This is a genomic window from Streptomyces sp. LaBMicrA B280 (assembly GCF_049222185.1).
Taxonomy (GTDB): Bacteria; Actinomycetota; Actinomycetes; order Streptomycetales; family Streptomycetaceae; genus Streptomyces; species Streptomyces murinus.
On the sequence record NZ_JBMJCT010000012.1, the window covers coordinates 53,513 to 77,835 of the forward strand.

Consider the following 24,323-nt stretch of genomic DNA (forward strand, 5'->3'; position numbering starts at 1 on the left):
GAAGGACTCCCCTCGGCTCAGTGCCCGACGCTGATACGGGCGATGTCCACGCTGTCGTCCGCGGGCCGCCAGGCGCCGAGCACCTGGGCGTGGTGCCCGATCCTGAGCTGGGAGAGGTCGGAGGTGAGGGCGCCGCCGCGGAAGGAGGCGGTGGTGCGCTTCGCGACGAGGTGGCCGACCAGGGCGTTGCGGCCGTGGCTCAGATGCAGCCGGGAGCGCTCGATGCCGCGGACGGTGACATAGAGGTTGACGATGTTCACCCAGACCGCGTCGGCGGCCACGCTGCCGTCGGGCATCTCGACGCCCCGCGCGTACAGGCCGTCGCCGGTCTCGATGGCCTCGGCGGTGACGGTCTCCAGCTTCCAGACGCTGGTCGCGTTGGTGAGCTGGACGAGCCGGTGGGTGCCGTCGGACTCGACGACGTCGAGGGTGCTGCCCTTGATCTGGCTGACCCGGCCGTCGATGAACGACGAGCGGGAGACCGCCGGGTCCAGGGCGGGCATGGGCGCGGCGAAGGCGGCGTCCGCGTCCAGGCCGCCGAGTGCGGAGGCGCCCACGATGGTGGCGCCGCCGAGGGCGGCGCTGGTCAGGAGGGAGCGGCGGTCGATGCCGCGGCGTCCGGTCATGGCGGTGGTCCTCCTCACTCGTAGATGTAGACGGGAAGCAGGCCGGAGCTGAGGCTGCCGATGGCCGAGAAGGCCGCCGGGGTCAGGTCGATGACCCGGTGGGTGCGGCAGGAGCCGTTGCAGCAGGTCTGCTCGCCGCACCACATCTGGGTGTTGGGGCCGCAGTCGGCGAGGGTGACGCAGACGGCGGCGCCGGAGCACTGGTGCTTGACGTTCACGACCGAACCGCAGCCGCGTCTGGGCATGTTCTCGCCGCAGGCCGCCGGATCGGTGACGTTCCAGCAGGCCGCCGTGAGGTTGGGCCAGGCGGCCATGTTCTTGCCGGACTGGCAGGTGCCGCAGGCGCCGGTGCCGGTGCTGCCGCAGGGGCCCCAGGAGCTGCCGCAGCAGAACCAGGAGGTCTCGCCCGCCCACAGGCTGGTGGATCCGCAAGCCATTGCTGTTTCCCTTCGTCGAACGGTTCGAATTGACCGGTGCATGACAAAAGAGAGCCGCGAAAGTACTGTGCGGGATGGTGCGTTGGCGCAAGCCATGATGCTCGTTGCTACGCGCGTTGGCCAGGGGGTGTACCGGGCCGGGAGTGTTTCGTGGGCCGCTCCGGGGAACGGCCCACGAGGCGTCAGGCGATGTGGTCCTCCTCCAGCTCCGCCGAGTGGCGCTGCTGGAGGCGGGCGGCGAGGGACTTCAGCTCGGCGGGGCTGAGCTGGGTGCCGTACGTCGCCTGGATGTTCTCGCCCAGGATGTGGGCGGTGGGGTAACTGCCGTCTATCGACTGCCGGAACACCTGGTAGAAGGCGTCCTCGTCCGGTTCGGTGCCGGGGATGCCGCCGCCCTCGCCCAGTTCCCGGGTGCGGGTGGGGCCGACCGGGATGGGGAAGCTGCCGGTCTCCTCGGGGGAGGGCTGCTGGAACCGCTCCGGGGGCTGGCCCTCGTACCAGTCCTCGTACTGCTCCTCCGGGTCGTACTGGGGGTCCGGCGGCGGCTCGAAGGAGGGGTCGTACCCGCCGTGGTACTCGACCTCCCGCGGCGACTGGAACCAGGGGCTCTGCTCGTCCTGCGGGGGGTTCTGGGGGGTCTGGGCGACCTGGGGGTGCTGAGGGGCCTGGGGGTGCTGGGCGGGGTGGGGTGCGGGCGCGGGTGCTTGTACGGGGGCGGTGGCGCCCGGGGCGGGGGTGGGGGCCTGCGCGACGGGGGCCGTGGCGGCGGTCGCGACCGGAGCGGCGCGCGACCGGAGCGGCGGCCGGGGCGGTGGCGGTGGCCGGGTCCGCAGGAGTGGCGGTGGCGGTGGCGGTGGCAGGCGCCGCGGTGCCCGGGTCCGTGCCCGCCGCCGGTATCGCGTCCGCTCCCGCGGTGAGTTCGGGCGTCGCCGAGAGGGTCACCGGCGGCAGCAGCACCGGCTCGATGCCCGCCGCCAGCAGGCCCGAGGGTGCCGTCTTCGCGAGCGGGACGCCGTAGCGCGCCAGGCGCAGCGGCATCAGGGACTCCACCGGGGCCTTGCGGCGCCAGGCGCGGCCGAAGCGGGAGCGCAGCCGGGCCTGGTAGACGAGGCGCTCCTGCTCCAGCTTGATGACCTGCTCGTAGGAGCGCAGCTCCCAGAGCTTCATCCGGCGCCACAGCAGGAACGTGGGCAGCGGGGAGAGCAGCCAGCGGGTGAGCCGGACGCCCTCCATGTGCTTGTCGGCCGTGATGTCCGCGATCCGGCCGACGGCGTGCCGGGCCGCCTCGACGGCGACGACGAACAGGATCGGGATCACCGCGTGCATGCCGACGCCGAGCGGATCGGGCCAGGCGGTCGCGCCGTTGAAGGCGATCGTCGCCGCCGTCAGCAGCCAGGCGGTCTGGCGCAGCAGCGGGAAGGGGATGCGGATCCAGGTCAGCAGCAGATCCAGGGACAGCAGGACGCAGATACCCGCGTCGATGCCGACCGGGAACACATAGGCGAAGTTCCCGAAGCCCTTCTTCAGGGCCAGCTCACGGACGGCCGCGTAGGAACCGGCGAAGCCGATCCCCGCGATGATCAGGGCGCCGCCCACGACCATGCCGATGAGTATCCGGTGCATCCGAGTCAGCTGCGGTGGCGCGGCCACTCGTACTCCCCTCCCGTTGCCTGTTGTTGCGCGCAACAGGGTGGCACATGTGTGCGGCGCACATGGTGCCGGTCGGGCGTAAGCCCGTTCGATCAGCTCTTCTTGGAGCCCGCGGAGGCCGAGGCGCTGCCGGAGGGCTTCGCGGACGAACCGGAGGTCGAACCGGAGGAGGAACCGCCGGATCCGGAGCCGCTGTTGGCCGAGGAGACCGAGGCCACCGCCTCCTTGAGGGCCTTCGCCGCGGACTTGGCGAGGTCGTCGGGGTCGGGGGTCTTGTCGCCCGCGAGACCCGCGCCGTTGTAGTCGAGGGTGACCACGACGTTCTCGACCCGCGCCACCAGGGTCTCCTGCTTGAAGAGGCCCTCCTTCTTGCTCAGGTCGTAGCGCACGGACGTCGCCTCGTCGCCGGTGCCGGACACCGGGGCGACCTTGGCGTTCTTGGCGCCGCCCACCGACTGGGCGTCCTTGACCTGGTTGGTGAAGTACGTGTGGGCCTGGGCGTCGCCCGAGCCGCGGGCGGTGTCGGAGTCGAAGCGCAGCAGGGAGACGTTCAGCCAGCGGAACTGGGAGCCCTTGACGCCGTTGTTGCTCAGGCTGCTCCAGGAGCAGGAGGCACGGGAGGACGGTTCGTCCGAACTGCCCTTCTTGCCCGAGGAGTCGGCCTTCGGCACCATGTCGCCCAGGGTCTTCTTCGACAGGGCCTTGCAGGCGTCCGGCAGCGTCTTGTACGCCGCAGGTGCCACCGTCGGGGAGGAGCTGGCGGACGGTGACGCGCTGCCGCTCGCCGGCGTGGAGGCGCTCGTGCCGTCGCTCTTGGGCTTGGAATCGCCGGAGTCCGAGGAGCAGGCCGCGGTGATCAGTACCGCGGGGACCGCCGCCGCGCAGACAAGGGCACGGCGCAGCCGCCCCTTTCGCTGTTCCAGCCGGTCACGGTCGTCTCGCTTGGCTCGCTGCATGGTTCCTTCACTCATGACGCTCGGTGTTCGTGCGGGTTCCTGCGGGGCCACCGTACGCGGTGAAGGAGCTGTGCGGTTTCCGTTCGGGGCCTTTGCGGGCGGGGGCGCGAGGGGCCGGGAAGTGGATCAGCTGCCCAGCGCGTCGTCCAGCTTGGCGGCCAGATTCCGGGCTCTGTCCTGCATTTCCTTGCTGTCGGGCGCGGCGCCCGCGGCCATCGGCTGCTCCTCGTACTGGATGGTGACGACGACATTGGACGTGCGGAACACCACAGTCACCGTCCGCTGTGCGGCCGCCCCGCCGGACGAGCCGAGCTTGTCGTCCAGATACGCCTCGTCGCCGAGGTCGGAGAGGGTACGCGGCTGGAGTTCGGGGGCCGTGGCGCCCGAGGGGGAGTTCGAGGCGGCGGGGGCCGAGGGGGTGCCGCTCGGGGAGCCGCCGGGCGACGGGGAGCCCGAGGGAGAGGCACCGGCGCTGTCACTCCCCGTGCTCGCCGAGGGGGTGTCGTTCGGCACGGGGAGATCGGCGGCCGTCTCCTTCTGCTCGAACAGCTCCCGCGCCTGGTCGTCGTCGCTGACCGTGTTGTCGTACGACACCACGCGCTCCATGTCGACCGAGAGGCGGTCGGTGGAGTCGGCGGACGGGACCTTCCAGCGGCAGCCGACCTTGCGGTCGGTGTCGTAGGTCAGCTCGGCCTCGCCCTGGTACGCCTTGTCCCGCTGATCGGGGTCGGCGATCTGCTTGATGCCGGGCAGCAGCGCGTCGAGGGTGCCGTGGCTCACCGCGCCGCAGGGCTCGGGGAGGGTGCGGTAGCGGCCGGGCTGGGCCGCGACGGTGGCGGTCCCGGCGTCGCCCGGGTTGGCGTCGTCCGCCGCGCCGCCGCCGCCCGAGCCGCCGGAGCAGCCCGCGAGCAGCGCCGCGAGCAGGGCGGCGGTGCCGGTTACGTACGCCTTCCGCTGCACGGGCGGGCTCCTTCCGACGGCTGCGCTCCCGATGGACGCGCGCGATGGTCGCCTCAGTGTCCCCGCTGGTTATTCGCTTGCCGCGGCGGGGGCTGGCCTGGAGACAATGTGTATCGCACGCACCGCCGTGGATGCCGGTCCGCAGTCCTCTTTCGACGCGCTTGGTGCTGCTTTTCCTTTTTGATGCTTTTAAGCACTTTGTTGTCGTTTCTTGTTGTCGAGTCCGGGGGGACGAAGAAGTCATGTCGTACGTGGAGATGCCGGGCGCGCGGACGCCGATCCGGATGTGGGCGGACCCGGCGACGGTCGAGGAGGGCGCCCTGCGCCAGCTCCAGAACGTCGCGACGCTGCCGTGGATCAAGGGCCTCGCCGTGATGCCGGACGTGCACTACGGCAAGGGCGCCACCGTCGGCTCGGTGATCGCGATGCGCGGCGCGGTGTGCCCGGCCGCGGTCGGGGTGGACATCGGCTGCGGGATGTCCGCGGTGAAGACCTCGCTGACCGCGAATGATCTGCCGGGCGACCTGTCCCGGCTGCGCTCGAAGATCGAGCAGGCGATCCCGGTGGGCCGCGGCATGCATGACGACCCGATCGCGCCGGGCGGCTTCCACGGCCTGGCGACCAGCGGCTGGGACGAGTTCTGGGGCCGGTTCGACGGCGTCGCCGAGGCGGTCCACTTCCGCCAGGGGCGGGCCACCAAGCAGATGGGCACGCTCGGCAGCGGCAACCACTTCGTGGAGGTCTGCACCGACACCACCGGCGCCGTCTGGCTGATGCTCCACTCCGGCTCCCGCAACATCGGCAAGGAGCTGGCCGAGCACCACATCGGCGTGGCCCAGAAGCTCCCGCACAACCAGGGCCTGGTCGACCGCGACCTCGCGGTCTTCGTCGCGGACACCCCGCAGATGGCGGCGTACCGCAATGACCTGTTCTGGGCGCAGGAGTACGCCAAGTACAACCGCACCCTGATGATGGCGCTCCTGAAGGACGTCGTCCGCAAGGAGTTCAAGAAGGCCAGGCCGCTCTTCGAACCGGAGATCTCCTGCCACCACAACTACGTGGCGGAGGAGCGGTACGACGGGATGGACCTGCTCGTCACCCGCAAGGGAGCGATCCGGGCCGGCTCCGGCGACCTCGGCATCATCCCGGGCTCCATGGGCACGGGCTCGTACATCGTCAAGGGCCTCGGCAACGACAGCTCCTTCAACTCCGCCTCGCACGGCGCGGGCCGGCGCATGAGCCGCAACGCGGCCAAGCGGCGCTACACCGCCCAGGACCTGGAGGAGCAGACGCGGGGCGTGGAGTGCCGTAAGGACTCCGGTGTGGTGGACGAGATCCCGGGCGCCTACAAGTCCATCGACCAGGTCATCGACCAGCAGCGGGACCTGGTGGCGGTCGTCGCGAAGCTCAAGCAGGTCGTCTGCGTGAAGGGCTGAGCCCGCGAGCGCTCGCCGGGGGCCGGAACCGTACCGGCCCCCGGCGCTGTCCTCAGAATGCGGGTGCCGGCCGTGCGGCGGCCGCGTGGGGAACTCTCCGGGGAGGGACGGCCGATGAACCGAGGGCGCAGAAGCGGGGCGATCCGGGCCTCGGGTCTGGTGGTGATCGTGGCGGCCCTGCTCGTGGGCTGCTCGCAGAAGTACGACGACCAGCGCGGCAAGGGCGACGCGCCCGTGCGGGGGAAGGCGGGGGACAACACGCCCGCCGAGGTCTACAACATGCCCGACGGCTTCGGGAACCTGGCCACCAAATGCGTGGGGCACGGGTTTCGCGCGTATGTGACGACCAACGCGAGCGGGCCGTCGAACGTGCAGATCGTGGAGGACAAGGCGTGCGCCGGCTGAGCGCGTCCCTCGCCGTGGCGGGGGTCTGCGCCGCGCTGCTGCTCAGCGGCTGCTCCCGGCAGCACTACGAGGAGCGCGGCAAGGCGGACGCCCCGGTGGCGGGCCGCGCGGGCGAGGACTCGCCCGCCGAGGTCTACAACTTCCCCGACGGGTTCGGGAACCTCGCCACCAAGTGCGTCGGCGCGGGCAAACGGGCCTACGCCACCACCAAGTTCGTCCAGCAGAAGGACGACGACGACGTCGAGATCGTCCCGGCGAACGCGGTGATCGTGGACGACCCGGCCTGCCGGGCGCCCCGCTGACGGGGTGCGCCTACTGGCCGTGCCGCACGGCGTAGATCATGACGAACGCCACGAGGTGGATGCCGAAGAGGAAGTAGGCGAGGTAGTACCAGACCTTGCGCTCGTCCTTCTTCTCCCGGTCGAGGCGGCGTTTGTCGAGCTCCTCGTCGGAGGTGAGCGGCGAGGGGGTCCCGGCGGTGTCTTCGGCCATCACAGCTCCCGGTGGACCTTCGTATTGGACGCCTGGGCGCGCGGGCGGACGACCAGGAGGTCGATGTTGACGTGGCTGGGCCGGGTCACCGCCCAGGTGATGGTCTCCGCCACGTCGTCCGCGGTCAGCGGCTCGGCCACGCCCGCGTAGACCTTCGCGGCCTTCTCCTCGTCGCCGCCGAAGCGGTTCAGCGCGAACCCCTCGGTCCTGACCATGCCGGGCGCGATCTCCACGACGCGCACCGGGCTGCCGACGATCTCCAGGCGGAGGGTCTCGGCGAGCACATGGGCGCCGTGCTTGGCGGCGACGTAGCCCGCGCCGCCCTCGTAGGTCGCGTGTCCCGCGGTGGAGGAGACCACGACCACGACGCCGTCGCCGCTCGCCTCCAGCTTGGGCAGCAGGGCCTGGGTGAGGTTCAGGGTGCCGATGACGTTCGTCTCGTACATCGTGCGCCAGTCGGCCGGGTCGCCGGTGGCCACCGGGTCGGCGCCGAGCGCGCCGCCCGCATTGTTCACCAGGACGCCGATGGTCTGGAAGGCCGTCGCGAACTCGTCCACGGCCGCGCGGTCCGTCACGTCCAGCGGGTACGCCGTCGCCGCGTGACCGGCCGCGTTGATCTCCTCCGCCAGGGCCTCGATACGGTCCTTGCGGCGGGCGGTGAGCACCACGCGGTACCCGGCGGCGGCGAGCTGCCGGGCCGTCGAGGCGCCGATGCCGCCGCTCGCACCGGTGACGACGGCGATGCGGGAGGCGGCGGACGGGGCGGACGTGGCCATGAGCTGCTCCTCAGGTGTTCGGTCGGCTCCGTCCAATGTAGGCGAGGCTCAGCCGCCGTTCCTCGGGGCCCACATGATCAGCGCCATTCCGCCGAGGCAGACGAGCGCCCCGGCGATGTCCCAGCGGTCCGGCCGGTAACCGTCCGCGACCACGCCCCACAGGATCGACCCGGCCACGAAGATCCCGCCGTACGCCGCGAGGATGCGCCCGAAGTGCGCGTCCGGCTGGAAGGTCGCGACGAACCCGTACGCCCCGAGCGCGATCACCCCGCCGGCCGCCCACAGCCACCCCCGGTGCTCCCGCACCCCCTGCCAGACCAGCCAGGCCCCACCGATCTCGAAGATCGCGGCGACGACGAAGAGGGCGGCGGAACGGAGGATCGGCATGGGGGCAGCTTGGCACGGCGGGGCCCGGAATAACCCGGCGAGGGGGACTGTTGGGCGAGGTGTAGTTGAATGGTAAACCAATTGGAGGGTGAGCGGCCATGCAGTTCGGGATCTTCACGGTCGGTGATGTGACGACGGACCCCACCACGGGGCGTACGCCGACCGAGCGCGAGCGGATCAAGGCCATGGTCGCCATCGCGCTGAAGGCCGAGGAGGTCGGCCTGGACGTCTTCGCGACCGGGGAGCACCACAACCCGCCGTTCGTGCCGTCGTCCCCCACCACGATGCTCGGCTACATCGCCGCGCGGACCGAGAACCTGATCCTCTCCACGTCCACCACGCTGATCACCACCAACGACCCGGTGAAGATCGCGGAGGACTTCGCGATGCTCCAGCACCTGGCCGACGGCCGCGTCGACCTGATGACGGGCCGCGGCAACACCGGCCCGGTCTATCCCTGGTTCGGCAAGGACATCCGCCGGGGCATCGACCTCGCCATCGAGAACTACGCCCTGCTGCGCCGCCTGTGGCACGAGGACGTCGTCGACTGGGAGGGCAAGTTCCGCACCCCGCTCCAGGGCTTCACCGCCACCCCGCGACCCCTGGACGGCGTGGCGCCGTTCGTCTGGCACGGCTCCATCCGCTCCCCGGAGATCGCCGAGCAGGCCGCCTACTACGGCGACGGCTTCTTCCACAACAACATCTTCTGGCCGGCCGAACACACCAAGCGGATGGTCGACCTGTACCGGGCGCGCTACGCCCACTACGGGCACGGCACCCCCGAGCAGGCGATCGTCGGCCTCGGCGGCCAGGCGTTCATGCGGAGGAACTCGCAGGACGCGGTGCGCGAGTTCCGGCCGTACTTCGACAACGCCCCGGTGTACGGCCACGGTCCCTCGCTGGAGGACTTCACCGAGCAGACCCCGCTGACCGTGGGCTCCCCGCAGCAGGTCATCGAGCGGACCCTGGCCTTCCGCGAGACCGTCGGCGACTACCAGCGCCAGCTGTTCCTGATGGACCACGCCGGGCTGCCGCTGAAGACCGTCCTGGAGCAGCTGGACCTGCTGGGCGAGGAGGTCGTACCGGTGCTCCGCGAGGAGTTCGCGAAGGGGCGCCCGGCGGACGTGCCGGACGCGCCGACGCACGGGTCGCTGCTGGCCGCGAAGGAAGAGAACGAGAAGCAGAAGGAGCAGCAGAAGCACGAGAAGCAGCAGACACAGGAGAAGCACGAGAAGCAGGAGAGTGCCGTATGAAGCTCGTCGTCGTATCGGCGGGACTGAGCGTCCCCTCGTCCACCCGGCTGCTGGCCGACCGGCTCGCCGCCGCGGTGGCGGACCGGACGCCCGTGGACACCGAGGTGATCGAGCTGCGCGACCTCGCTGTCGAGATCGCGCACCAGTTCACCAGCGGCTTCCCGGGCAAGGCGCTCGCCGCCGCGCAGGACGCGGTGACGGGGGCGGACGGGCTGATCGTCGTCACACCGGTGTTCAGCGCGTCGTACAGCGGGCTGTTCAAGTCGTTCTTCGACGTCCTCGACAAGGACGCGCTGACCGGCAAGCCGGTGCTGATCGCCGCGACCGGGGGCACCGCACGGCACTCCCTGGTCCTCGATCACGCCCTGCGCCCTCTCTTCTCCTACCTGCGGGCCGTCGTCGTGCCGACCGGCGTCTACGCCGCCTCGGAGGACTGGGGCGCGGAGGGCCTGCCGGAGCGGATCGAACGCGCGGCACAGGAACTGGCCGCGCTGCTGCCGAAGACGGAGCGGCGGGAGCAGCGGGCAGTGGTGCCCTTCGCCGAGCAGCTGGCGGCACTGCGCGCGACCTAGAGGCCCCGGCTTCGCCACCCCGTTCGGTGAGAAGACGGTAGGCGACCGGCGGCGGTTGCCCGTGTGACGGTGAGAGCGCGGTAAAAAGGGTGATCGTAGGCCCAACCTCCCCCGCCGAACCCCCGGAGGCCTTGGCAGACTGGTTCCGTGCCCCAGACTGTGCTCCTCGCCGAAGACGACCGCGCCATCCGCCACGCCCTCGAACGTGCCCTGACCCTGGAAGGGTACGAGGTGACGGCGGTGGCCGACGGCGTCGAGGCGCTCGCACAGGCCCACAAGACACCGCCGGACGTCCTCCTGCTCGACGTGATGATGCCGGGCATCGACGGCCTCCAGGTCTGCCGCGTGCTGCGCGCCGAGGGCGACAGCACCCCGATCCTCATGCTCACCGCCCTGGTGGAGACCGCCGACCGGATCGCGGGGCTGGACGCCGGCGCCGACGACTACGTGGTCAAGCCCTTCGACGTCGAGGAGGTCTTCGCCCGGCTGCGCGCCCTGCTGCGCCGCACCAGCCCGGCCCCCGCGGGCCCGGCGGTCGGCGACGGCGGCGGCCGGGGCGAGCCCCAGCTCTCCGACCGGCAGGTCGAGGCCGCCGGCATCCGCATGGACCTCCAGGCCCGCCGGGCCTGGCGCGGCAAGCGGGAGCTGGAGCTGACCCGCACCGAGTTCGAGCTGCTCGAACTGCTGGTGCGCAACGCCGGTATCGTGCTCGACCACTCCACGATCTACGACCGCATCTGGGGCTACGACTTCGGCCCCGGATCCAAGAACCTCGCCGTCTACGTCGGCTATCTGCGCCGCAAGCTGGACGAGCCCGGCGCCCCGCAGCTGATCCACACGGTGCGGGGCGTGGGTTACGTGCTGCGGGAGGACTGAGTGCGCCGCCTGCGCCGGATGCTCGCTCGGCGCCGGCCCAAGCTGGTCTCCCTGCGCACCACCTTCGCCATCTCCTTCGCCGCCGTCACCGCGGCCGTCGCGATCCTCGTCGGCATCGTGTCCTACGGCTCCGCCGCCCGGCTGGTCCGCGTCGACCAGCAGTCGGTGTTCAGCCAGGTCGTGCAGGACGTACGGGACGAGGTACGGCAGCACAAGATGGAGCCCGACGACTTCTCCTCCTCCCGGCCGGGACACGATCTGGTGCGGCCCGCCCGTACCGATGTGCAGGTGCTCGGCGCGCGGGGCGAGATCGTCGACCACGGCGACCCGTCGCTGCCCGTCACCTCCCACGACAGGTCGATGGCGCTCGCGCGGACGGCCGGCAAGGCGGTCGAGCACAAGGACGTCCAGGTCGGCGACGACCTCTACCGCATCGCCACCGTCTCGCTCGGCGACGGGCGGGGCGCGGTGCAGGTGGCGCAGGAGTTCAGCGACACCGAGGACCTGCTGCGCACGCTCCAGCAGCGGACGCTGATCCTGATGGCGGCCGTGGTGGTGGCGGCGGGGCTGTTCGGCTGGTGGCTGGCCCGCCGGATCACCCGGCGCCTGGTGGTGCTCACCAGCGCCGCCGAGGACGTCGCCCGCACCCGGCGCCTCGGCATCGAGGTCCCGGTGGCCGGACTCGACGAGGTGGGGCGGCTCGGGCGGGCCTTCGACCGGATGCTGGGGCGGCTCGCGCAGTCGGAGGAGGACCAGCGGCGGCTGGTCCAGGACGCGGGCCACGAGCTGCGGACGCCGCTCACCTCGCTGCGCACGAACATCTCCCTGCTGCGCCGCATCGACGAGCTGCCCCCGGACACCCGGGACGACCTGGTCGCCGACCTCACCCAGGAGGCGCGCGAACTCACCGACCTGGTCAATGAGTTGGTGGACCTCGCCGCCGGGCAGTCGGACACCGAGCCACCGCAGCGGGTGGACCTCGCCGACATCGCGGAGGACGTGGTGGGGCTGGCGTCGCGGCGTACCGGACGGCAGATCGCGCTGCGCGTCAGCGGCGACACGACGACCGACGGGCGGCCGGGGATGCTCCAGCGGGCCATGTCCAACCTGGTCGAGAACGCGGCCAAGTTCGACCGCGCGGGCCGGGCGCCGATCGAGGTCCACGTCATGGGCCCGGCCCGACCGGGAACCGTCCGCGTCGAGGTCCTGGACCGGGGGCCCGGCATCGCCGAGGGCGACCTGATCCGCATCTTCGACCGCTTCTACCGGGCCGCCGACGCGCGCTCCCTGCCGGGCTCGGGGCTCGGCCTCTCCATCGTCCGGGAGGTGGCGATGGCCCACGGCGGAGCGCCGTTCGCGTATCGCCGGGAGGGCGGGGGCGCGGTGATCGGATTCACGGTGGGCGGGGGGTAGGGGCGGTCCGGCCGCCTCGGCGGGGCCGTACTCAAGAATCCGGTCCTCCCGCACAGCCGCCCCCTCGACTCACCGCCTCCCCCGCAGCGCCCTCACCACCTCCGCCACGGCCCCCAGGATCCGTGCCCGGTCCTTGGAGTCAGTGTCGGTGAGGGCGCAGCGCACGATCAGGACGGCGGCGGCGGTGAGGATCAGCAGGGTGCAGAGGGCGGAGGCGGCGGTGAGGAGGAGCGTGTCCATCGCGGGGTCCTTTCGGGGCCGGTCGGTGGCGACGCGGTCGAGGTTGCCCGCCCGGCTTCGCCCAGGGGCGGCCGGATTGCCGCTTGGCCGGGCCGGGCCGCAGGTCAGCCGGTAATCTGCGACTTCCCGAGTCGTACGAGTCGTACGGTTCGCGGGAGTTGGGCGCGGGAGGGGCGGCGCGATGACGGGGCGCAAGCGGTACGAGGACGAGGTGCGGCTGCTGTTCCGGGCGGCCGGATCGCCCAGCGAGACGCGACTCGCCCGCGAGATCAAGAAGTGGACCAAGGCCGAGGTCTCCGTCGCGACGCTCCAGAACTGGTGCGAGTGCAAGGGCGTTCCTCGTCGTACCGACAAACTCGCCGCCTTCTGGCGCACGTTGGGCATCCTGGCGCGGGAACGGGACCCGCGAGCGCGCGTCCTCCCGTCCGAGGAGTGGAACCTGCTGCTGAAGGAGGCCCGGAGGCGACGGGACGAGAAGCCGTGCTCGGGCGGGGGCTGCGACACGTCGGACGCCAGCGAACTACCGGGGCTCTGGCGGCAGCTGGCGCAGGGTTCGGAGGCCTGGTCGCTCGTCGCCCCCGCGGCCGCCGAACGGGCCGACGCCCTCAGGGCCCAGGCCGCCGACATCGCGCACGGACTCGCCGAACTCCACGACAGCAGCAGGGGGTTGCTTGACCGGGACCCTTGGTACGACCCCGACGTCGCCCGGCGCACCGTCCGCTGGACCGATCTGCGGCTGGCCGGCATCCGGGACCGCCTCGGGACCCCGTCGCTGTCGGCCGCCGAGGCCGCGCTGATCGCCCTGCTCCCCTTCCTGTACCAGACGCGCCATGCCCAGACCGCCGCGGAACTGTCCGCCGTGGACCCGGCGAACCTGGAGGAGCGGGCGGAGCGGGCCGGGGACGATCCGGCGCGCGCCGCGTTCGACGCCGTGCTGGTCACCCATGAGCGCCTGGTCAGGGCCGCGATCCAGGGCGCCGTCCTGCCGGACCGCGGCGACGGCCGCGCCGAGGTCGGCTGGTGGCTGTTCCACCAGTGGGTCAGACCGCTGGCCGCGCAGCCGGACCGCCTCACGGACGTGCTCGACGACCTCGGCACGGTGGGAACCGGCCTCGGCACGGTGGGAACCGGCCTCGGCGCGGTGGGGGCCGACCTCGCGACCGTACTCGAACACCCCTGCCTGCCCTGGCTGTTGTCCTGCGCCCACCTCGGTCCGCGCGAACTTTTCCGCGCACCGCACGACGCGTCGCCGTACCTCGACTTCGGCGGCCATGACGCCCAACGGGTCCGTACCCTCCTCGTCGGCCCGCTCTTCGCGATCGGCCACGCCATGGCGATCGAGGTCACGGACCTGCCGTCGACCGTCGTCCACCATGTGGGCATCCCCGAACCCCTCGTCCCCGCGCAGCTGCTGGCGCGGATCAACAGGGCGGAGTGGCAGCCGGCCGGGGACACCCTCGCCCTGGACGCGCCCGTGGACCATCCCGCCGCCGTCGCCGCGCTGACGGAGCACGCCCGGCACGTGGACGCCCTGCTGCGCGAGGCCCGCCGGGCCCTGCCCACCGAGGAGATCGGCGCGCTGCCGGTGTACGCGCACGCCGACCGGGTGCGCGAGGTGGACGAGCGGACGGGCCGGCCCCGGCAGGCGGGCGAGGTGATCCGGTTCCGGCTGGACGAGGAGCGGATCCAGGAACTCCTGATGGGCGAGAACCTGTACCGCGACCGGGCCCTCGCCATCCGCGAGCTGTACCAGAACGCCCTGGACGCCTGCCGATACGGCCGCGCCTACCAGTACCGGCGCGACGGCCGGGACACCTTCCAGGGCCGGATCACCTTCCGCCAGGGCTACGACCCCGTCGAGACGCGCCACTTCCTCGAATGCCAGGACGAGGGCATCGGCATGGACGAGACCGTGCTCGCCGAGGTGTTCTCCCGGGCCGGTGTCCGGTTCGGCGACCATCCGCGCTCCCGGGACTGGGCGGACGGCGGCGGGCTCGCCGTACGGCCGAACAGCAGGTTCGGCATCGGGGTGCTCAGCTACTTCATGCTCGCGGACGAGATCCGGGTCACCACCTGCCCGATGGACACCCGGGAGGGCCCCCAGGAGCAGCTGACCGTCCTGATCACCGGCCCCGGGCACTACTTCCGGGTGCGCCGCACCGGGCGGTGGGGTCCGGTCGGCACCACGGTCCGGCTCTACCTCAGGGACGGCAAGGACGCGCCGTCCTGCGTACGGGAGTTGCGCAGACTGCTGGGTGTCACGGAGTTCCCGGTCACCGTCGAAGGGGAGGGCGGCCAGGAGTCCGCCGCCTGGGAGCCGGGTGTGCTCAACCCCCGGGAGTCGGCCGCGGGCCGGTACGACGGCTTCGTCGCCCACGGGCGCACGGTCTCCTGGCCGCAGGGCGCCGCGCGCGCCGACGGACAGGTGATCTGGTGCGAGCACGGGGGCGGGATCCTCGCTGACGGCATCTTCATCGAGTCTCGGGTACGGCGAGGGGTGCTGACCGACTGGGCGTTGCGCGGTGTCGTGGTGAATCTGACGGGCGCGAGCAGGCCGCGCGCGCTGTCCGTGGACCGCTCGGAGATCCTCGACCCCGATGTGGACCAGGAAGTGGAGAGGCTGATCAGAGCTGCCCTGCCGACGCTGCTCGCCGCCGATCCGCCACTGCTGAGCGTCCGGTGGCTGACCGAGGTGGCCCAGCAAAGCCCGCGCCTCGGGGACCTCGTGGCCGAGGAGTCGGGGAAGGCGGGCGTGGAACTCGATCTCCGCGGGCATCCCGCGAAGGTGGCGACGGCCGGGTTCTTCGCGCCCGACACGATCTGGGTGCACAGCACGCATCGGGACCGGGACTGGGAAGATCAGGAACTGGCGGCCCCGCGGCGGCCGGACGACGCCACGCTGCTGTGGCGGCTGCTCGCCCATGCGCCCAACGCCGATCTGGCCGCTCTGGCCTGCCTCGTCCCTGAGCTTTCCCGGGTCCGGGGAGTGCTGCCCGCGCGACCGTCGGACGTGTTGCTGCGGTCCGAGGGCGGCCTGGCCTCGGAGTTCCGGTCATGGATCGACCCGGCGGCCGGCGAGGAGCCCGTACGCCCGGGACATGTGCTGTCGGTGGCCCGGACCTGCGGCACGTCGTACGAGGAGGCATTGGGCCGGATGGAGCGGCTCGGCCTGCCCGTTCCCGCACGGCCCCTCGGCCCGGTCGCCGTCGATGCCCCCATGACCGCGCTGGTGGATCGTGAACTGCGCGGCATGAGCATGATCACCGGCCCCGATGCCGATCACTGGTTGCCCCTGGCGGATCCGGTGTCGCCGGGGCACTTCGCCAAGGCGTATCTGATGCTGAACATCCGGGTCCAGGAAGCTATGGAACGGATGCGGGTGCTGGGCTTCCGGGTCCCCGAGCGGGGCCTGCCGACCGGGGCGCCCGACCACTGGGTGGTGCGTCTGCTCAGCCGGTTCCTGAACGGCGGCGATCCGTGGCTCCCGGCGACCGAGCCGGTCAGGGCGGGGCACCTGCTGTGGGCGATGCGTGCGCTGGGCCGCCCCTTCGGCGAGATCGTGGCGACCTTGACGGACTACGGCCTGAGTCCCGCCCCGGGCCGCCTCGACGAGCGCTCGGCGCGGGAGCTGCTGCGGCTCGGCGGCGAGTGGGGCTGGGACGACCAGTTGGTGCGGCTTCTGGACATGGCGGAGCCCGTGCATCCGAGCCTCCTCCTGCACGCGTCCCTGCACGGCGGCGAGCCGCTGTCCGGCGTCGTGTGCCGGTTGCGGGAACTGGGATTTACGGTCGGCGCCCTGCCCGAGCGCGTCGAGGACACGGATCACGCGCTGCTGCTCGGGCGCGGCGTGGCCGACCGCGTCATCGACACGGAGGTACCCCTGCGGAAGCTGGTGGAGCGGGCCGAGGCGAGCGGGCTCTCACCGGCGGCGGCCGCCGCCCGCCTGCACGCCTATGGGCTGCGCTCCCGGCATACGATGCTTCCCGACCGCCTGGACCCGGACGACAGGAACATCTTCGAGTGGGTCCACCGGTTCCTGCCGATCGGCGGGAACGACCTGACCACCTGCACGGTGCCCATGGTGGAGGCCGTCAGAGCGGCCAAGCAGCTCCGGCTGTCCGCACGGGCGGTCCTCGACTGCTTCCGGCGCTACGGCGTGCGGGTGGACTGGGCGACAGTGCCGGGGGGCCCGGGACATTACGACCTGGACCTGTTCCAACTGAGGCGGCACGGCCGCCCTCTCGACCTGGGCGGGCCGGTGCCGCTGTTCCATCTCGTCAACTTGTGCGCCGAGTTGTTCCTGCCGCCGGAGACGGTGGTGAGTCGGCTGGCCGAGTTCGGTCTTCAAGCGGACGCGCGGGCGATGGACGAACTCGACGAGACGGACCTGAAGTTGTGCCGGGACGACTTCGGGCCGAACGAGATCGGCCTGCCCCTGGACCTGGAGCACCCGGTGACGGACTTCCTGGACATCGCCTGCTACGCGGGGCTTCCCTTGCCCGAGTTGCTGCCCCGCCTCACCCGCCTCGGCGTCGACCTCACCCTGGTCGCCGAGGCGGTCCGGGCGGCGCTGCCCCGGGTGCCCGGTCTTGTCATGGCACCCGGGGGCGAACCGGCTACGACTGCTGCGACCGCTCCCCGATCACCGGCAACGTGAGGAACCCCTCCGCCCGCGCGCTCGCCAGGCCGATCCGCGGGATGTCGCTGGACTTGGCGAAGAGCAGGAACCGCGGCTCCCACACCGGGCGGTACTTGGCGTTCGCGCGGTAGAGGGACTCGATCTGCCACCAGCGGGAGAAGAAGGTGAGGACCGAACGCCACAGCCGCAGCACCGGGCCCGCGCCGAGCCGCGCGCCGCGTTCGAAGACCGAGCGGAACATGGCGAAGTTCAGCGAGACCCGCTGCACTCCCAAGTCCCCCGCGCGCAGCAGCAGTTCGACGACCATGTACTCCATCAGGCCGTTCTCGCAGTCGCGGTCGCGGCGCATCAGGTCCAGGGAGAGGCCGTGCTCGCCCCAGGGCACGAAGCTGAGCAGGGCGCGCGGCTGGTCGTCGCCGTCGCGGCACTCCAGCATCACGCAGCGGCCGTCCCCGGGGTCGCCGAGGCGGCCCAGAGCCATGGAGAAGCCGCGCTCGGTGGCGCCGTCGCGCCAGTGGTCGGCGCGGTCGATGAGATGGGCCATCTCCTCGGCCGGGATGTCCTCGTGGCGCCGGATGCGCACGGTGTAACCGGCCCGCTTGACCCGGTTGTGGGCCTGGCGGACCACCCGCATCGGGCGTCCTTCGAGGGTGAAGTCGGCGATGTCCACGATCGCTTCGTCACCGAGTTCGAGGGCGTCCAGGCCGTGCCGCGCGTAGACGGTGCCGGCCTCCTCGCTCGCGCCCATGACCGCGGGGATCCACGCGTGCCTGCGGGCCTCGGCGAGCCAGGCGTCGATGGCGCCGGGCCACGCCTCGGGGTCGCCGATCGGGTCACCGGAGGCGAGGGAGACGGCGCCGACCACGCGATAGGTGATCGCGGCCTTGCCGCTGGGGGAGAAGACGGCGGCCTTGTCGCGGCGCAGCGCGAAGTAGCCGAGGGAGTCGCGGGCGCCGTGCCTGTCGAGCAGGGCGCGCAGCCGCTCCTCGTCGGCGGCGGTGAGCAGTTGCTTGCCGCGCGGGGAGCGGAAGCAGGCGTAGAGGACGAGGCAGAAGGCCGCGGCGAGCAGGGCGTTGACCGTGATGTCGGTCCAACGGGGCGCGTGCACATGGTCGATGCGGTCGGCGAACACGCCGACGCTGATGCCGCGCAGGTAGGTGTAGACGATCTCGTCGGTGAGATTGGCGCCGGGCAGCTTGTTGGTGGCGTGCACCAGCAGGGTGCCGAGGCCGCCGGTGGCCAGCAGTCCGCCCGCGCCGACCGCCAGCGCCAGCTTGGGGTTGGAGGGGTCGCCGACGGCGTTGAACTCGCGCCTGCCGATCAGCAGGGCGGCCACGAAGAGGCCGGTCAGACCGGCGGAGACCCAGTTGAAGACGTGGTCGGCGTACCGGTCCTGGGTGATGAGCCCGATGACGTACACCGCGAGGAGCGGCCCGGCGAGCGCGATGTTGGTCAGCCAGGCGGCACGCTTACGGCGCCGCATCACCAGCATCAGGAAGATCGCGAGCGCGGCCGAGACGAGGCCGCCGGTGGCCAGGTACGGCGTGAAGAACGCGCCGACATGGTGATGCGGATGCTCCTGGTTGAAGAGCTTGCTGGTGTTGTGCTCGTGGACCTCCTGGCGGAACGGCAGGGAGAGGACCGCGAGGACGTTGAGCACGGCGATCAGCCGCAGGTACCACACCGTGGCCGAGGCCGCGCCGGCGCGCAGCCGGGGGCCGGGCGTGAGCGGCGGGAACGCGCGGCGCGGGGCACGCTCGGCGGGGGCGTGCGGGGAGGGGACGGTCGACTGCGGAGCGGGCATGGTGACTGGTCACCTTGGGGAAGGGGGACGGGGCCTACGGACGCGACCCTACAGCTTGTAGGGAAAAATGCGCCGGTCTGTCTATCGGGACAGGAGCGTACCGGGCCCGCTTCTTACCCGGTCCTTTCCGAGCCGCGCCGGGCGGAGGTCAGCAGCCAGGCCAAGTTGCCCACCGCGGCCCCGGCGGCCACCGCCGCGACGATCACCCCGCCGGTGGCGAGGCCGTCGCTGAACAGGTGCGGGCGCCGGTCGAGGCTGTGCAGCCCGAAGCCGCACAGTTCGTACACCCCCACGGCGGCGACGAAGAGGCTGACGACGAGTACGGCGAGGGTCGGCGCGAGACTGCGCGCGCAGACCTCACCGCTGGTCGCCGTCTCCGTGTCCTGCATGGATCCCCCGTTGGCGTGGTGGAACAGGTGTATGAACGGCCTTGCGGTCCCGGCCGATTGGGAACCTACAATACGTAGGGTCCAGTAGGGTCGACGCCATGCGTGTGTACGTGAGTGCGGACATGGAGGGCATCACCGGCCTCGTCGACGCCGACGACGTCCAGCCGGGCGGCCGGGACTACGAGCGGGGCCGCTCCATGATGGCGGAGGACGTGAACGCGGCGGTGCGCGGCGCGCTGGCGGCCGGCGCCCACGAGGTCCTCGTGAACGACGCCCACGGCCCGATGCGCAATCTGCGCCCCGACGACCTGCACCCCCGTGCCCGCCTGGTGCGCGGCAAGCCCAAGCAGATGATCATGCTGGAGGGGCTGACGGGGGAGTACGACGCGATGGTCTGTGTCGGCTATCACGCCCGCGCCGGCGCCCCGGGCGTGCTCAGCCACAGCTTCATGGGCCACGAGATAGAGGACATCTGGCTGGACGGCCGCCCGACCGGCGAGATCGGCCTCGCCCATGCCACGGCGGCCGCCCTGGGCGTGCCGGTGGCGGCCCTCACGGGTGATGACGCGGCGTGCGCCGAGATGACGCAGTGGGACCCGTCGGTGGCCGCGGTCCCGGTGAAGTACGCCCATGACCGCTTCGCCGCCGAGCTGCGCCCGGCGGTGGAGGCCCGTACGGCGATCGAGGCCGCGGTGGCGGCCGCCCTCACCCCGCCCCCGCCACGCCCGGCCCCCTCGGCGGCCGAGGCGACCCTCACCGTCCGCTGGCAGTCCACCACCGTCCCCGCGACCCTCCTCGGCCTCCCCGGGATCACGGCGGAGAACAGCCGGACCATCCGCGCGACCGGTGAACTGCCCTCGCTGTACCGCCAGTTCGGGGTGTGGATGCGGGTCGCGGCGTCGCTGACGGGACAGGCGCCGTACTGCTGAGCCGGACCGTCCACGCGTCCGGGACGCCGTCGGCAGCCGTCTCCCGTCCGGGCCGGGCCGGGCCCCCGGTCCAGGATCTGTGTGGTGGGGTGCGACGGCCGCCTCGGTCGGCCAGACCGCGCAGCAGGACGGCCGGCCCGCCGAAGAACTCCCGTGCCGGGTGCACACGTTGGCGCTGCGGCCCGTGGCGGCCAGGAGCGGGAAGTCGTCGGGTGAGGCCCGAGACGGCGGCCGTGCCCGCGCCGGAGAGGACGCCCAGGGGCGAGCACGCCTACGAGCAGTGGTCGGTGGACGAGGTGCCGGCGCGGGTGGGGGCGGCGGGGGCCTTGAGGAGCGGCTTCAGGGGGTCCTAGGGGTCCCCAGGGGGCTAAGTCGGCGATCGCGGCGGGGCGGTGCCGAGGGGCGGGAGCGTGGTCGCCTGGGCCGGTGGGCGCTCCCGAGGACAGATGCGGTCCGGCGCAGGACGATGGAAGTCCGACGTGCCGAGTACGGCGCCCAGCCGGCCCTCCCGGGGCCGCCGCCGCGCGGTCGCCGCTGTGGCCCCGCTCGCATGCCCGCCCCGACCCCCGGACGGAGGCAACCATGGGCAAAGTCCTCGGTGACGTGCTGGGATTCGCGGCCGCCGTCGCGGTCAGCCCGCTCCCGATCATCGCGGTCATCCTGATCCTCGCCACGCCTCGGGGACGTCTCAACGGCGTCCTGTTCACCGTCGGCTGGATCCTCGGGCTCGCGGTCCTCGGCGCGGTGATGCTGGCGGTCGCCTCTCCCTCCGGCGCCTCCGCCCACCAGCAGCCGGCCACCTGGGTGGGAGCCCTCAAGCTCGCCCTGGGCCTGTTCCTCGTGCTCTTCGGCGCCCGGCAGTGGCACCGGCGCCCCCGGGATCCCTCGGGGGCCCGGCTGCCGAAGTGGATGGAATCGATCGACCGCCTCGCGCCGGCCAAGATCTTCGCCCTCGGACTGGCCCTGGCCGCGCTCAACGCCAAGAACGCCCCGCTGACCATCGCCGCGGGCGCCACGATCGGCTCCGCCGGGCTGCCGGTCGGACAGCAGATCGCGGTGCTGGCGATCTTCGTCGTCCTCGCCACCCTCGGCCTGCTGGCCCCGCTGGGCGTCTTCCTCCTCGGCGGCGAGCGGGCCAGGACGACCCTCGGCAACTGGAAGGACTGGGCGGCTCAGCACAACGTCGCCGTGATGGCCGTCCTGTTCTTCGTCCTTGGCCTGAAACTCCTCGGCGACGGCATTGCCGTCCTCGCCTCCTGACGGCGTCGTGCCCCCGTGCCCCCGTGCCCCCGTGCCCCCGTGACCCGTGCCCCGGGCGCTCAGCTCGGCGAGAACCAGGCCATGCCGGCCAGCAGCGCCAGTACGAAGAGGCCGGTGCCGCCCAGCACGGCCAGCAGCCGGGAACGGCGCAGCAGCGGCAGGCGCGGGCGGCGGTTCGTGGCCCGGTGCACGCTCGTCTGCCACTCGGTGTCGCCCACCGGGGCGTGCGCGCCGACGGCGCGGGCCGGGGGAGCGGCGCACGCTGCCCAACCTCTGCTCGCGGCGGCGCGGCGGGCGGGGGCGGCGGCGTGGCGGGTGGACCTCGGGGCGGGGGCGAGCGGCTGCTTCGAGCGGCCGTGGCCCTGGTGCGCGACCGGCATCGGCTCCGGGGCACCGCGCCAGGACCCGCGCCCGAACCAGTCCGCGACCTCGTCGGCGGTGGGCCGGCTCTCGGGCTCCTTGGCCAGCAGGCCGAGCAGATAGTTCTCGAAGGCGGGGGAGAGGTCGGTGCGCAGCTGCCGGGGCGGTACCGGCGTGGCGTCGAGGTGCTGATGCAGCACCGCGAGCGGGCTGTCGGCCTGGAACGGCGGCCGCCCGGTGAGGAGTTGGTAGAGCACGCAGCCCAGGGAGTACACGTCGGACGCCGGTCCCGCGGTACGGCCCAGGGCCCGCTCGGGCGCGAGGTAGAGGCTGGTGCCGACGATCTGACCGGTCGCGGTGAGCGCGGAGTTGGGGTCGTCGAAGAAGCGGGCGATGCCGAAGTCGCCTATTTTCAGGGTGTCGTCGGCGGACAGCAGCAGATTGGCCGGTTTGATGTCCCGGTGCACGATGCCCTGCCGGTGCGCGAGGGCCAGCCCGACGGCGGCCTGCGCGGCGATCTGGGCCACCCGCTCGGCGGACAGCGGCCCGGAGGCGCTGAGCAGCCCGTCGAGGCTGCCCCCGTCGACCAGCTCCATCACCAGGAACAGCCGGCCCTCGAACTCCCCGAAGTCCAGGACGCCGACGACGTTCGGATGACTGAGGCGCCCCGCGGTCTGCGCCTCCAGCCGGAACCGCGAGGACGCGGTGGGGTCGGAGTCGTGGGGGAGCAGGAGTTTCACGGCAACCGGTCTGCCGAGCGTCTCGTCGAAGGCCCGCCAGACCTCCCCCATCGCGCCCCGCCCGATGGTGTCCCGCAGCCTGTATCGGCCCGCTATAAGCACTTGTTCTTCATCCTCATGCCCAAAGACGTCTGGATCGCCGCAGGCCGTGACTCACCGCGGGAGCGGATCAGTTGGGAGGGTGCCGCAGCGGCCCAAGCGTATCGGCCCCGCGGGCGCTCAGGACGCGTTCAGGTGCCCGATGGCACGGCCGCTGCCCATGATCACCGAGACATCCGACACCCTGGCGTCCGGAAACCCACCCCGCTCACGGCCACACCAGGCAATACGCCTGATGCCCCGCCTCATGCAGCCGGTGGCTGAAGTCCTGCCACTCGTGCAGCAGTCGGTACACGTTGAACGCGTCCCGGGGGCCGCCCCGGTCCGGGACGGTCGACCAGATGAAGGCCGCGGCGCCGACGGCTTCCTCGCCGATGCCGCGCAGGGGGTCGACGACGGTCATCGGGAGTTTGACGACGGCGTAGTCGGGGTGCAGGACGACCAGTTCGAGAGGCGGGACCTTGTGCAGGGGGATGCCCTCGATGCCGGTCAGGACCATCGCGGCCATCGTCTCCGGCTTGATCTTGGTGAACATGCCGTTCATGCCCAGCTCGTCGCCGCCGAGTTCCTCCGGGCGCATCGAGATGGGGACGCGGGCCGCGGTCGCGCCGTCCGGTGCGCCGAAGTACTTGTAGGTCACCCCCACCCGGCCACCACTCCCGCCGCCCGTCCCGAGGGACCCGACACGATCCGTCCGGGGGGTACGCCGACGACCGCCCGCACGGCCGGGCCCCCGCTCCGACGGAGGATCCGAGGGGAGGTCGCGGGGAAAGTCCGACGAGCCGCCCAGGCCCGTGTTCCGGGGGAGGTCCGACGGGCCACCCAGGCCCGTGTTTCGGGGCAGGCCCCGGGGCGCGTCCCGCGGAAGATCCCGAGGGAGGTCCCGCGGAAGGTCCCGGGGGACATCGCGCGACAGGTCACGTGGCAAGTCCGACGACGCGTCCGAGTTCCGCGCGGGATCCGCCGACCGCTCCCCCCGCGGAGTCCCCGGGTTCCCCGGATTCCCCCGGAGGTCACGCGGAGCCTCTCGCGGAACGTCCACGGGCCGTTCTCCCCGAGCATCCTTCGGGAAGTCCACCGGCCGCTCGCCCCGAAAGTCCCCCGGCCGCTCGCCCCGCAGGTCACGCGGAGCCTCTCGCGGGAAGTCCACCGGCCGTTCACCCCGGGCGTCTCTCGGAAAGTCCACCGGCCGCTCGCCCCGGCCGTCCCTCGGGAAGTCCGTCGGGCGGTCGCCCCGGAGGTCTCGCGGGAAGTCCTTCGCCCTGTCGGCGGTCCGCTCCGTCTGCTGGTCGTGCAGGCGTTCGCTTGGCCGGTCGTACCGTTCGGGCTCACCCGGTGCACCCTGTGTTCTACGTGCTTCGGTCGTTTCCTCCGCTTCGCGCCGGTGCCTTCCCCGCCGGGCACGTCGAGGACCGAGGTCATCGGTCCCCTCGCCCAGTCCGCCACCGCGATGCATATCTCCACCCGACTGCTTTTCTAGGACGCGTGGCCCCCGCCGCGCAACCCGATCATCGTGTCAGTGACCTCCCCCACGGCCGCCCGCCGAAACGTGCGGTGGAACAACAGTCCACGGGGATCCGCCCGGTCCCTGATCCTTCCGTGCCCAGGAGCTGTGTGTCACGTC

Annotated in this window: 24 protein-coding genes and 1 pseudogene; 11 read left to right on the top strand and 14 right to left on the bottom strand. The window is 72.2% G+C overall.

Features of this window, described 5'->3' with window-relative positions; all coding sequences use genetic code 11:
* Positions 1 to 17: 17 nt before the first annotated feature.
* The 3 genes from ACLF5H_RS13075 to ACLF5H_RS13085 all read right to left on the bottom strand — a co-directional run bounded on the left by ACLF5H_RS13075 (position 18) and on the right by ACLF5H_RS13085 (position 1,410).
* Positions 18 to 626, bottom strand: coding sequence for a cell wall protein (locus ACLF5H_RS13075; RefSeq protein ID WP_421676233.1), 609 nt, complete (start codon positions 624 to 626; stop codon positions 18 to 20).
* Between the two features lie 14 nt (positions 627 to 640).
* Positions 641 to 1,063, bottom strand: coding sequence for a hypothetical protein (locus tag ACLF5H_RS13080; protein WP_421676336.1), 423 nt, complete (start codon positions 1,061 to 1,063; stop codon positions 641 to 643).
* Between the two features lie 182 nt (positions 1,064 to 1,245).
* Positions 1,246 to 1,410 carry a hypothetical protein gene (locus tag ACLF5H_RS13085; protein ID WP_421676337.1) on the bottom strand — a complete coding sequence of 55 codons (165 nt, stop codon included), beginning with the start codon at positions 1,408 to 1,410 and terminating at the stop codon, positions 1,246 to 1,248.
* A gap of 85 nt (positions 1,411 to 1,495) precedes the next feature.
* Here ACLF5H_RS13085 and ACLF5H_RS13090 point away from each other — a divergent pair, with 85 nt between their 5' ends.
* Positions 1,496 to 1,723 (top strand): hypothetical protein, encoded by a 228-nt coding sequence (locus ACLF5H_RS13090; RefSeq protein ID WP_421676338.1) that lies wholly within the window; start codon positions 1,496 to 1,498, stop codon positions 1,721 to 1,723.
* Positions 1,724 to 1,867: 144 nt separating this feature from the next.
* On the opposite strand, the pseudogene ACLF5H_RS13095 reads toward ACLF5H_RS13090, so the two are convergent.
* The 3 genes and pseudogenes from ACLF5H_RS13095 to ACLF5H_RS13105 form a co-directional block, all read right to left on the bottom strand.
* Positions 1,868 to 2,686: pseudogene (locus ACLF5H_RS13095) on the bottom strand (DUF2637 domain-containing protein); the annotation flags it as partial.
* A gap of 119 nt (positions 2,687 to 2,805) precedes the next feature.
* Positions 2,806 to 3,669, bottom strand: coding sequence for a DUF3558 domain-containing protein (locus tag ACLF5H_RS13100; protein ID WP_421676234.1), 864 nt, complete (start codon positions 3,667 to 3,669; stop codon positions 2,806 to 2,808).
* Positions 3,670 to 3,795: 126 nt separating this feature from the next.
* On the bottom strand, positions 3,796 to 4,629 hold the full coding sequence (locus tag ACLF5H_RS13105; protein WP_421676235.1) for a DUF3558 domain-containing protein: 834 nt from the start codon (positions 4,627 to 4,629) through the stop codon (positions 3,796 to 3,798).
* A 242-nt stretch (positions 4,630 to 4,871) separates the two neighbouring features.
* On the opposite strand from ACLF5H_RS13105, the gene ACLF5H_RS13110 reads away from it, so the two are divergent.
* The 3 genes from ACLF5H_RS13110 (at position 4,872) to ACLF5H_RS13120 (ending at position 6,772) form a co-directional block, all read left to right on the top strand.
* A complete protein-coding gene (locus tag ACLF5H_RS13110) occupies positions 4,872 to 6,065 on the top strand; it encodes an RtcB family protein (protein WP_421676236.1) in 1,194 nt (397 codons plus the stop codon).
* Between the two features lie 114 nt (positions 6,066 to 6,179).
* A complete protein-coding gene (locus tag ACLF5H_RS13115) occupies positions 6,180 to 6,470 on the top strand; it encodes a hypothetical protein (RefSeq protein WP_421676237.1) in 291 nt (96 codons plus the stop codon).
* Complete coding sequence (locus tag ACLF5H_RS13120; RefSeq protein ID WP_421676238.1) at positions 6,458 to 6,772, top strand: hypothetical protein; 315 nt, start codon at positions 6,458 to 6,460, stop codon at positions 6,770 to 6,772. The genes ACLF5H_RS13115 and ACLF5H_RS13120 overlap by 13 nt, the downstream gene beginning before the upstream one ends.
* Before the next feature lie 10 nt (positions 6,773 to 6,782).
* On the opposite strand, the gene ACLF5H_RS13125 is transcribed toward ACLF5H_RS13120, so the two are convergent.
* From ACLF5H_RS13125 to ACLF5H_RS13135, 3 genes are read right to left on the bottom strand one after another with little or no spacing between them, the layout of a single operon-like run.
* Positions 6,783 to 6,962, bottom strand: coding sequence for a hypothetical protein (locus ACLF5H_RS13125; RefSeq protein WP_421676239.1), 180 nt, complete (start codon positions 6,960 to 6,962; stop codon positions 6,783 to 6,785).
* A complete protein-coding gene (locus ACLF5H_RS13130) occupies positions 6,962 to 7,738 on the bottom strand; it encodes an SDR family NAD(P)-dependent oxidoreductase (RefSeq protein ID WP_421676240.1) in 777 nt (258 codons plus the stop codon). Before ACLF5H_RS13130 ends, ACLF5H_RS13125 begins: the two co-directional genes overlap by 1 nt.
* Positions 7,739 to 7,786: 48 nt before the next feature.
* Positions 7,787 to 8,125: a YnfA family protein gene (locus ACLF5H_RS13135; RefSeq protein WP_086805900.1), complete on the bottom strand. Its 339-nt coding sequence runs from the start codon at positions 8,123 to 8,125 to the stop codon at positions 7,787 to 7,789.
* Between the two features lie 98 nt (positions 8,126 to 8,223).
* Between ACLF5H_RS13135 and ACLF5H_RS13140 the strand changes: the two genes are divergently transcribed.
* The 4 genes from ACLF5H_RS13140 (at position 8,224) to ACLF5H_RS13155 (ending at position 12,239) form a co-directional block, all read left to right on the top strand.
* Positions 8,224 to 9,378, top strand: coding sequence for an LLM class flavin-dependent oxidoreductase (locus tag ACLF5H_RS13140; RefSeq protein WP_421676241.1), 1,155 nt, complete (start codon positions 8,224 to 8,226; stop codon positions 9,376 to 9,378).
* Complete coding sequence (locus ACLF5H_RS13145; protein ID WP_421676242.1) at positions 9,375 to 9,950, top strand: FMN reductase; 576 nt, start codon at positions 9,375 to 9,377, stop codon at positions 9,948 to 9,950. Before ACLF5H_RS13140 ends, ACLF5H_RS13145 begins: the two co-directional genes overlap by 4 nt.
* Before the next feature lie 159 nt (positions 9,951 to 10,109).
* Positions 10,110 to 10,826: a response regulator transcription factor gene (locus ACLF5H_RS13150; RefSeq protein ID WP_421676331.1), complete on the top strand. Its 717-nt coding sequence runs from the start codon at positions 10,110 to 10,112 to the stop codon at positions 10,824 to 10,826.
* 18 nt (positions 10,827 to 10,844) lie between these two features.
* Entirely contained in the window at positions 10,845 to 12,239 is a 1,395-nt protein-coding gene (locus ACLF5H_RS13155; RefSeq protein WP_421676332.1) for a HAMP domain-containing sensor histidine kinase, read from the top strand.
* 69 nt (positions 12,240 to 12,308) lie between these two features.
* Here the strand turns inward: ACLF5H_RS13155 and ACLF5H_RS13160 are convergent, their stop codons facing one another.
* Positions 12,309 to 12,479 carry a hypothetical protein gene (locus ACLF5H_RS13160; RefSeq protein WP_421676243.1) on the bottom strand — a complete coding sequence of 57 codons (171 nt, stop codon included), beginning with the start codon at positions 12,477 to 12,479 and terminating at the stop codon, positions 12,309 to 12,311.
* A gap of 181 nt (positions 12,480 to 12,660) precedes the next feature.
* Here ACLF5H_RS13160 and ACLF5H_RS13165 point away from each other — a divergent pair, with 181 nt between their 5' ends.
* Positions 12,661 to 17,136 carry an HD domain-containing protein gene (locus ACLF5H_RS13165; protein WP_421676244.1) on the top strand — a complete coding sequence of 1,492 codons (4,476 nt, stop codon included), beginning with the start codon at positions 12,661 to 12,663 and terminating at the stop codon, positions 17,134 to 17,136.
* Here ACLF5H_RS13165 and ACLF5H_RS13170 read toward each other — a convergent pair.
* Positions 17,096 to 18,922 carry a phosphatidylglycerol lysyltransferase domain-containing protein gene (locus ACLF5H_RS13170; protein ID WP_421676245.1) on the bottom strand — a complete coding sequence of 609 codons (1,827 nt, stop codon included), beginning with the start codon at positions 18,920 to 18,922 and terminating at the stop codon, positions 17,096 to 17,098. The genes ACLF5H_RS13165 and ACLF5H_RS13170 overlap by 41 nt on opposite strands.
* Before the next feature lie 113 nt (positions 18,923 to 19,035).
* Positions 19,036 to 19,311, bottom strand: coding sequence for a hypothetical protein (locus ACLF5H_RS13175; protein ID WP_421676246.1), 276 nt, complete (start codon positions 19,309 to 19,311; stop codon positions 19,036 to 19,038).
* Positions 19,312 to 19,409: 98 nt separating this feature from the next.
* Here ACLF5H_RS13175 and ACLF5H_RS13180 point away from each other — a divergent pair, with 98 nt between their 5' ends.
* Both ACLF5H_RS13180 and ACLF5H_RS13185 read left to right on the top strand, forming a co-directional pair.
* Complete coding sequence (locus ACLF5H_RS13180; protein WP_421676247.1) at positions 19,410 to 20,240, top strand: M55 family metallopeptidase; 831 nt, start codon at positions 19,410 to 19,412, stop codon at positions 20,238 to 20,240.
* 582 nt (positions 20,241 to 20,822) lie between these two features.
* On the top strand, positions 20,823 to 21,500 hold the full coding sequence (locus tag ACLF5H_RS13185; protein WP_421676248.1) for a GAP family protein: 678 nt from the start codon (positions 20,823 to 20,825) through the stop codon (positions 21,498 to 21,500).
* 59 nt (positions 21,501 to 21,559) lie between these two features.
* On the opposite strand, the gene ACLF5H_RS13190 is transcribed toward ACLF5H_RS13185, so the two are convergent.
* Positions 21,560 to 22,651, bottom strand: a complete 1,092-nt coding sequence (locus tag ACLF5H_RS13190) for a serine/threonine-protein kinase (RefSeq protein ID WP_421676249.1) — start codon at positions 22,649 to 22,651, stop codon at positions 21,560 to 21,562.
* 256 nt (positions 22,652 to 22,907) lie between these two features.
* Positions 22,908 to 23,345, bottom strand: a complete 438-nt coding sequence (locus ACLF5H_RS13195; protein ID WP_046417215.1) for a hypothetical protein — start codon at positions 23,343 to 23,345, stop codon at positions 22,908 to 22,910.
* Positions 23,346 to 24,323: the final 978 nt, after the last annotated feature.

Coding starts and splice junctions, on each gene's coding strand:
- ACLF5H_RS13135 (WP_086805900.1), bottom strand. CDS start 8,125: ATGCCGATCCTCCGTTCCGCCGCCCTCTTCGTCGTCGCCGCGATCTTC.
- ACLF5H_RS13075 (WP_421676233.1), bottom strand. CDS start 626: ATGACCGGACGCCGCGGCATCGACCGCCGCTCCCTCCTGACCAGCGCC.
- ACLF5H_RS13080 (WP_421676336.1), bottom strand. CDS start 1,063: ATGGCTTGCGGATCCACCAGCCTGTGGGCGGGCGAGACCTCCTGGTTC.
- ACLF5H_RS13185 (WP_421676248.1), top strand. CDS start 20,823: ATGGGCAAAGTCCTCGGTGACGTGCTGGGATTCGCGGCCGCCGTCGCG.
- ACLF5H_RS13090 (WP_421676338.1), top strand. CDS start 1,496: ATGGGGAAGCTGCCGGTCTCCTCGGGGGAGGGCTGCTGGAACCGCTCC.
- ACLF5H_RS13100 (WP_421676234.1), bottom strand. CDS start 3,669: ATGCAGCGAGCCAAGCGAGACGACCGTGACCGGCTGGAACAGCGAAAG.
- ACLF5H_RS13115 (WP_421676237.1), top strand. CDS start 6,180: ATGAACCGAGGGCGCAGAAGCGGGGCGATCCGGGCCTCGGGTCTGGTG.
- ACLF5H_RS13190 (WP_421676249.1), bottom strand. CDS start 22,651: ATGGGGGAGGTCTGGCGGGCCTTCGACGAGACGCTCGGCAGACCGGTT.
- ACLF5H_RS13145 (WP_421676242.1), top strand. CDS start 9,375: ATGAAGCTCGTCGTCGTATCGGCGGGACTGAGCGTCCCCTCGTCCACC.
- ACLF5H_RS13140 (WP_421676241.1), top strand. CDS start 8,224: ATGCAGTTCGGGATCTTCACGGTCGGTGATGTGACGACGGACCCCACC.
- ACLF5H_RS13175 (WP_421676246.1), bottom strand. CDS start 19,311: ATGCAGGACACGGAGACGGCGACCAGCGGTGAGGTCTGCGCGCGCAGT.
- ACLF5H_RS13110 (WP_421676236.1), top strand. CDS start 4,872: ATGTCGTACGTGGAGATGCCGGGCGCGCGGACGCCGATCCGGATGTGG.
- ACLF5H_RS13130 (WP_421676240.1), bottom strand. CDS start 7,738: ATGGCCACGTCCGCCCCGTCCGCCGCCTCCCGCATCGCCGTCGTCACC.
- ACLF5H_RS13170 (WP_421676245.1), bottom strand. CDS start 18,922: ATGCCCGCTCCGCAGTCGACCGTCCCCTCCCCGCACGCCCCCGCCGAG.
- ACLF5H_RS13165 (WP_421676244.1), top strand. CDS start 12,661: ATGACGGGGCGCAAGCGGTACGAGGACGAGGTGCGGCTGCTGTTCCGG.
- ACLF5H_RS13125 (WP_421676239.1), bottom strand. CDS start 6,962: ATGGCCGAAGACACCGCCGGGACCCCCTCGCCGCTCACCTCCGACGAG.
- ACLF5H_RS13155 (WP_421676332.1), top strand. CDS start 10,845: ATGCTCGCTCGGCGCCGGCCCAAGCTGGTCTCCCTGCGCACCACCTTC.
- ACLF5H_RS13160 (WP_421676243.1), bottom strand. CDS start 12,479: ATGGACACGCTCCTCCTCACCGCCGCCTCCGCCCTCTGCACCCTGCTG.
- ACLF5H_RS13180 (WP_421676247.1), top strand. CDS start 19,410: ATGCGTGTGTACGTGAGTGCGGACATGGAGGGCATCACCGGCCTCGTC.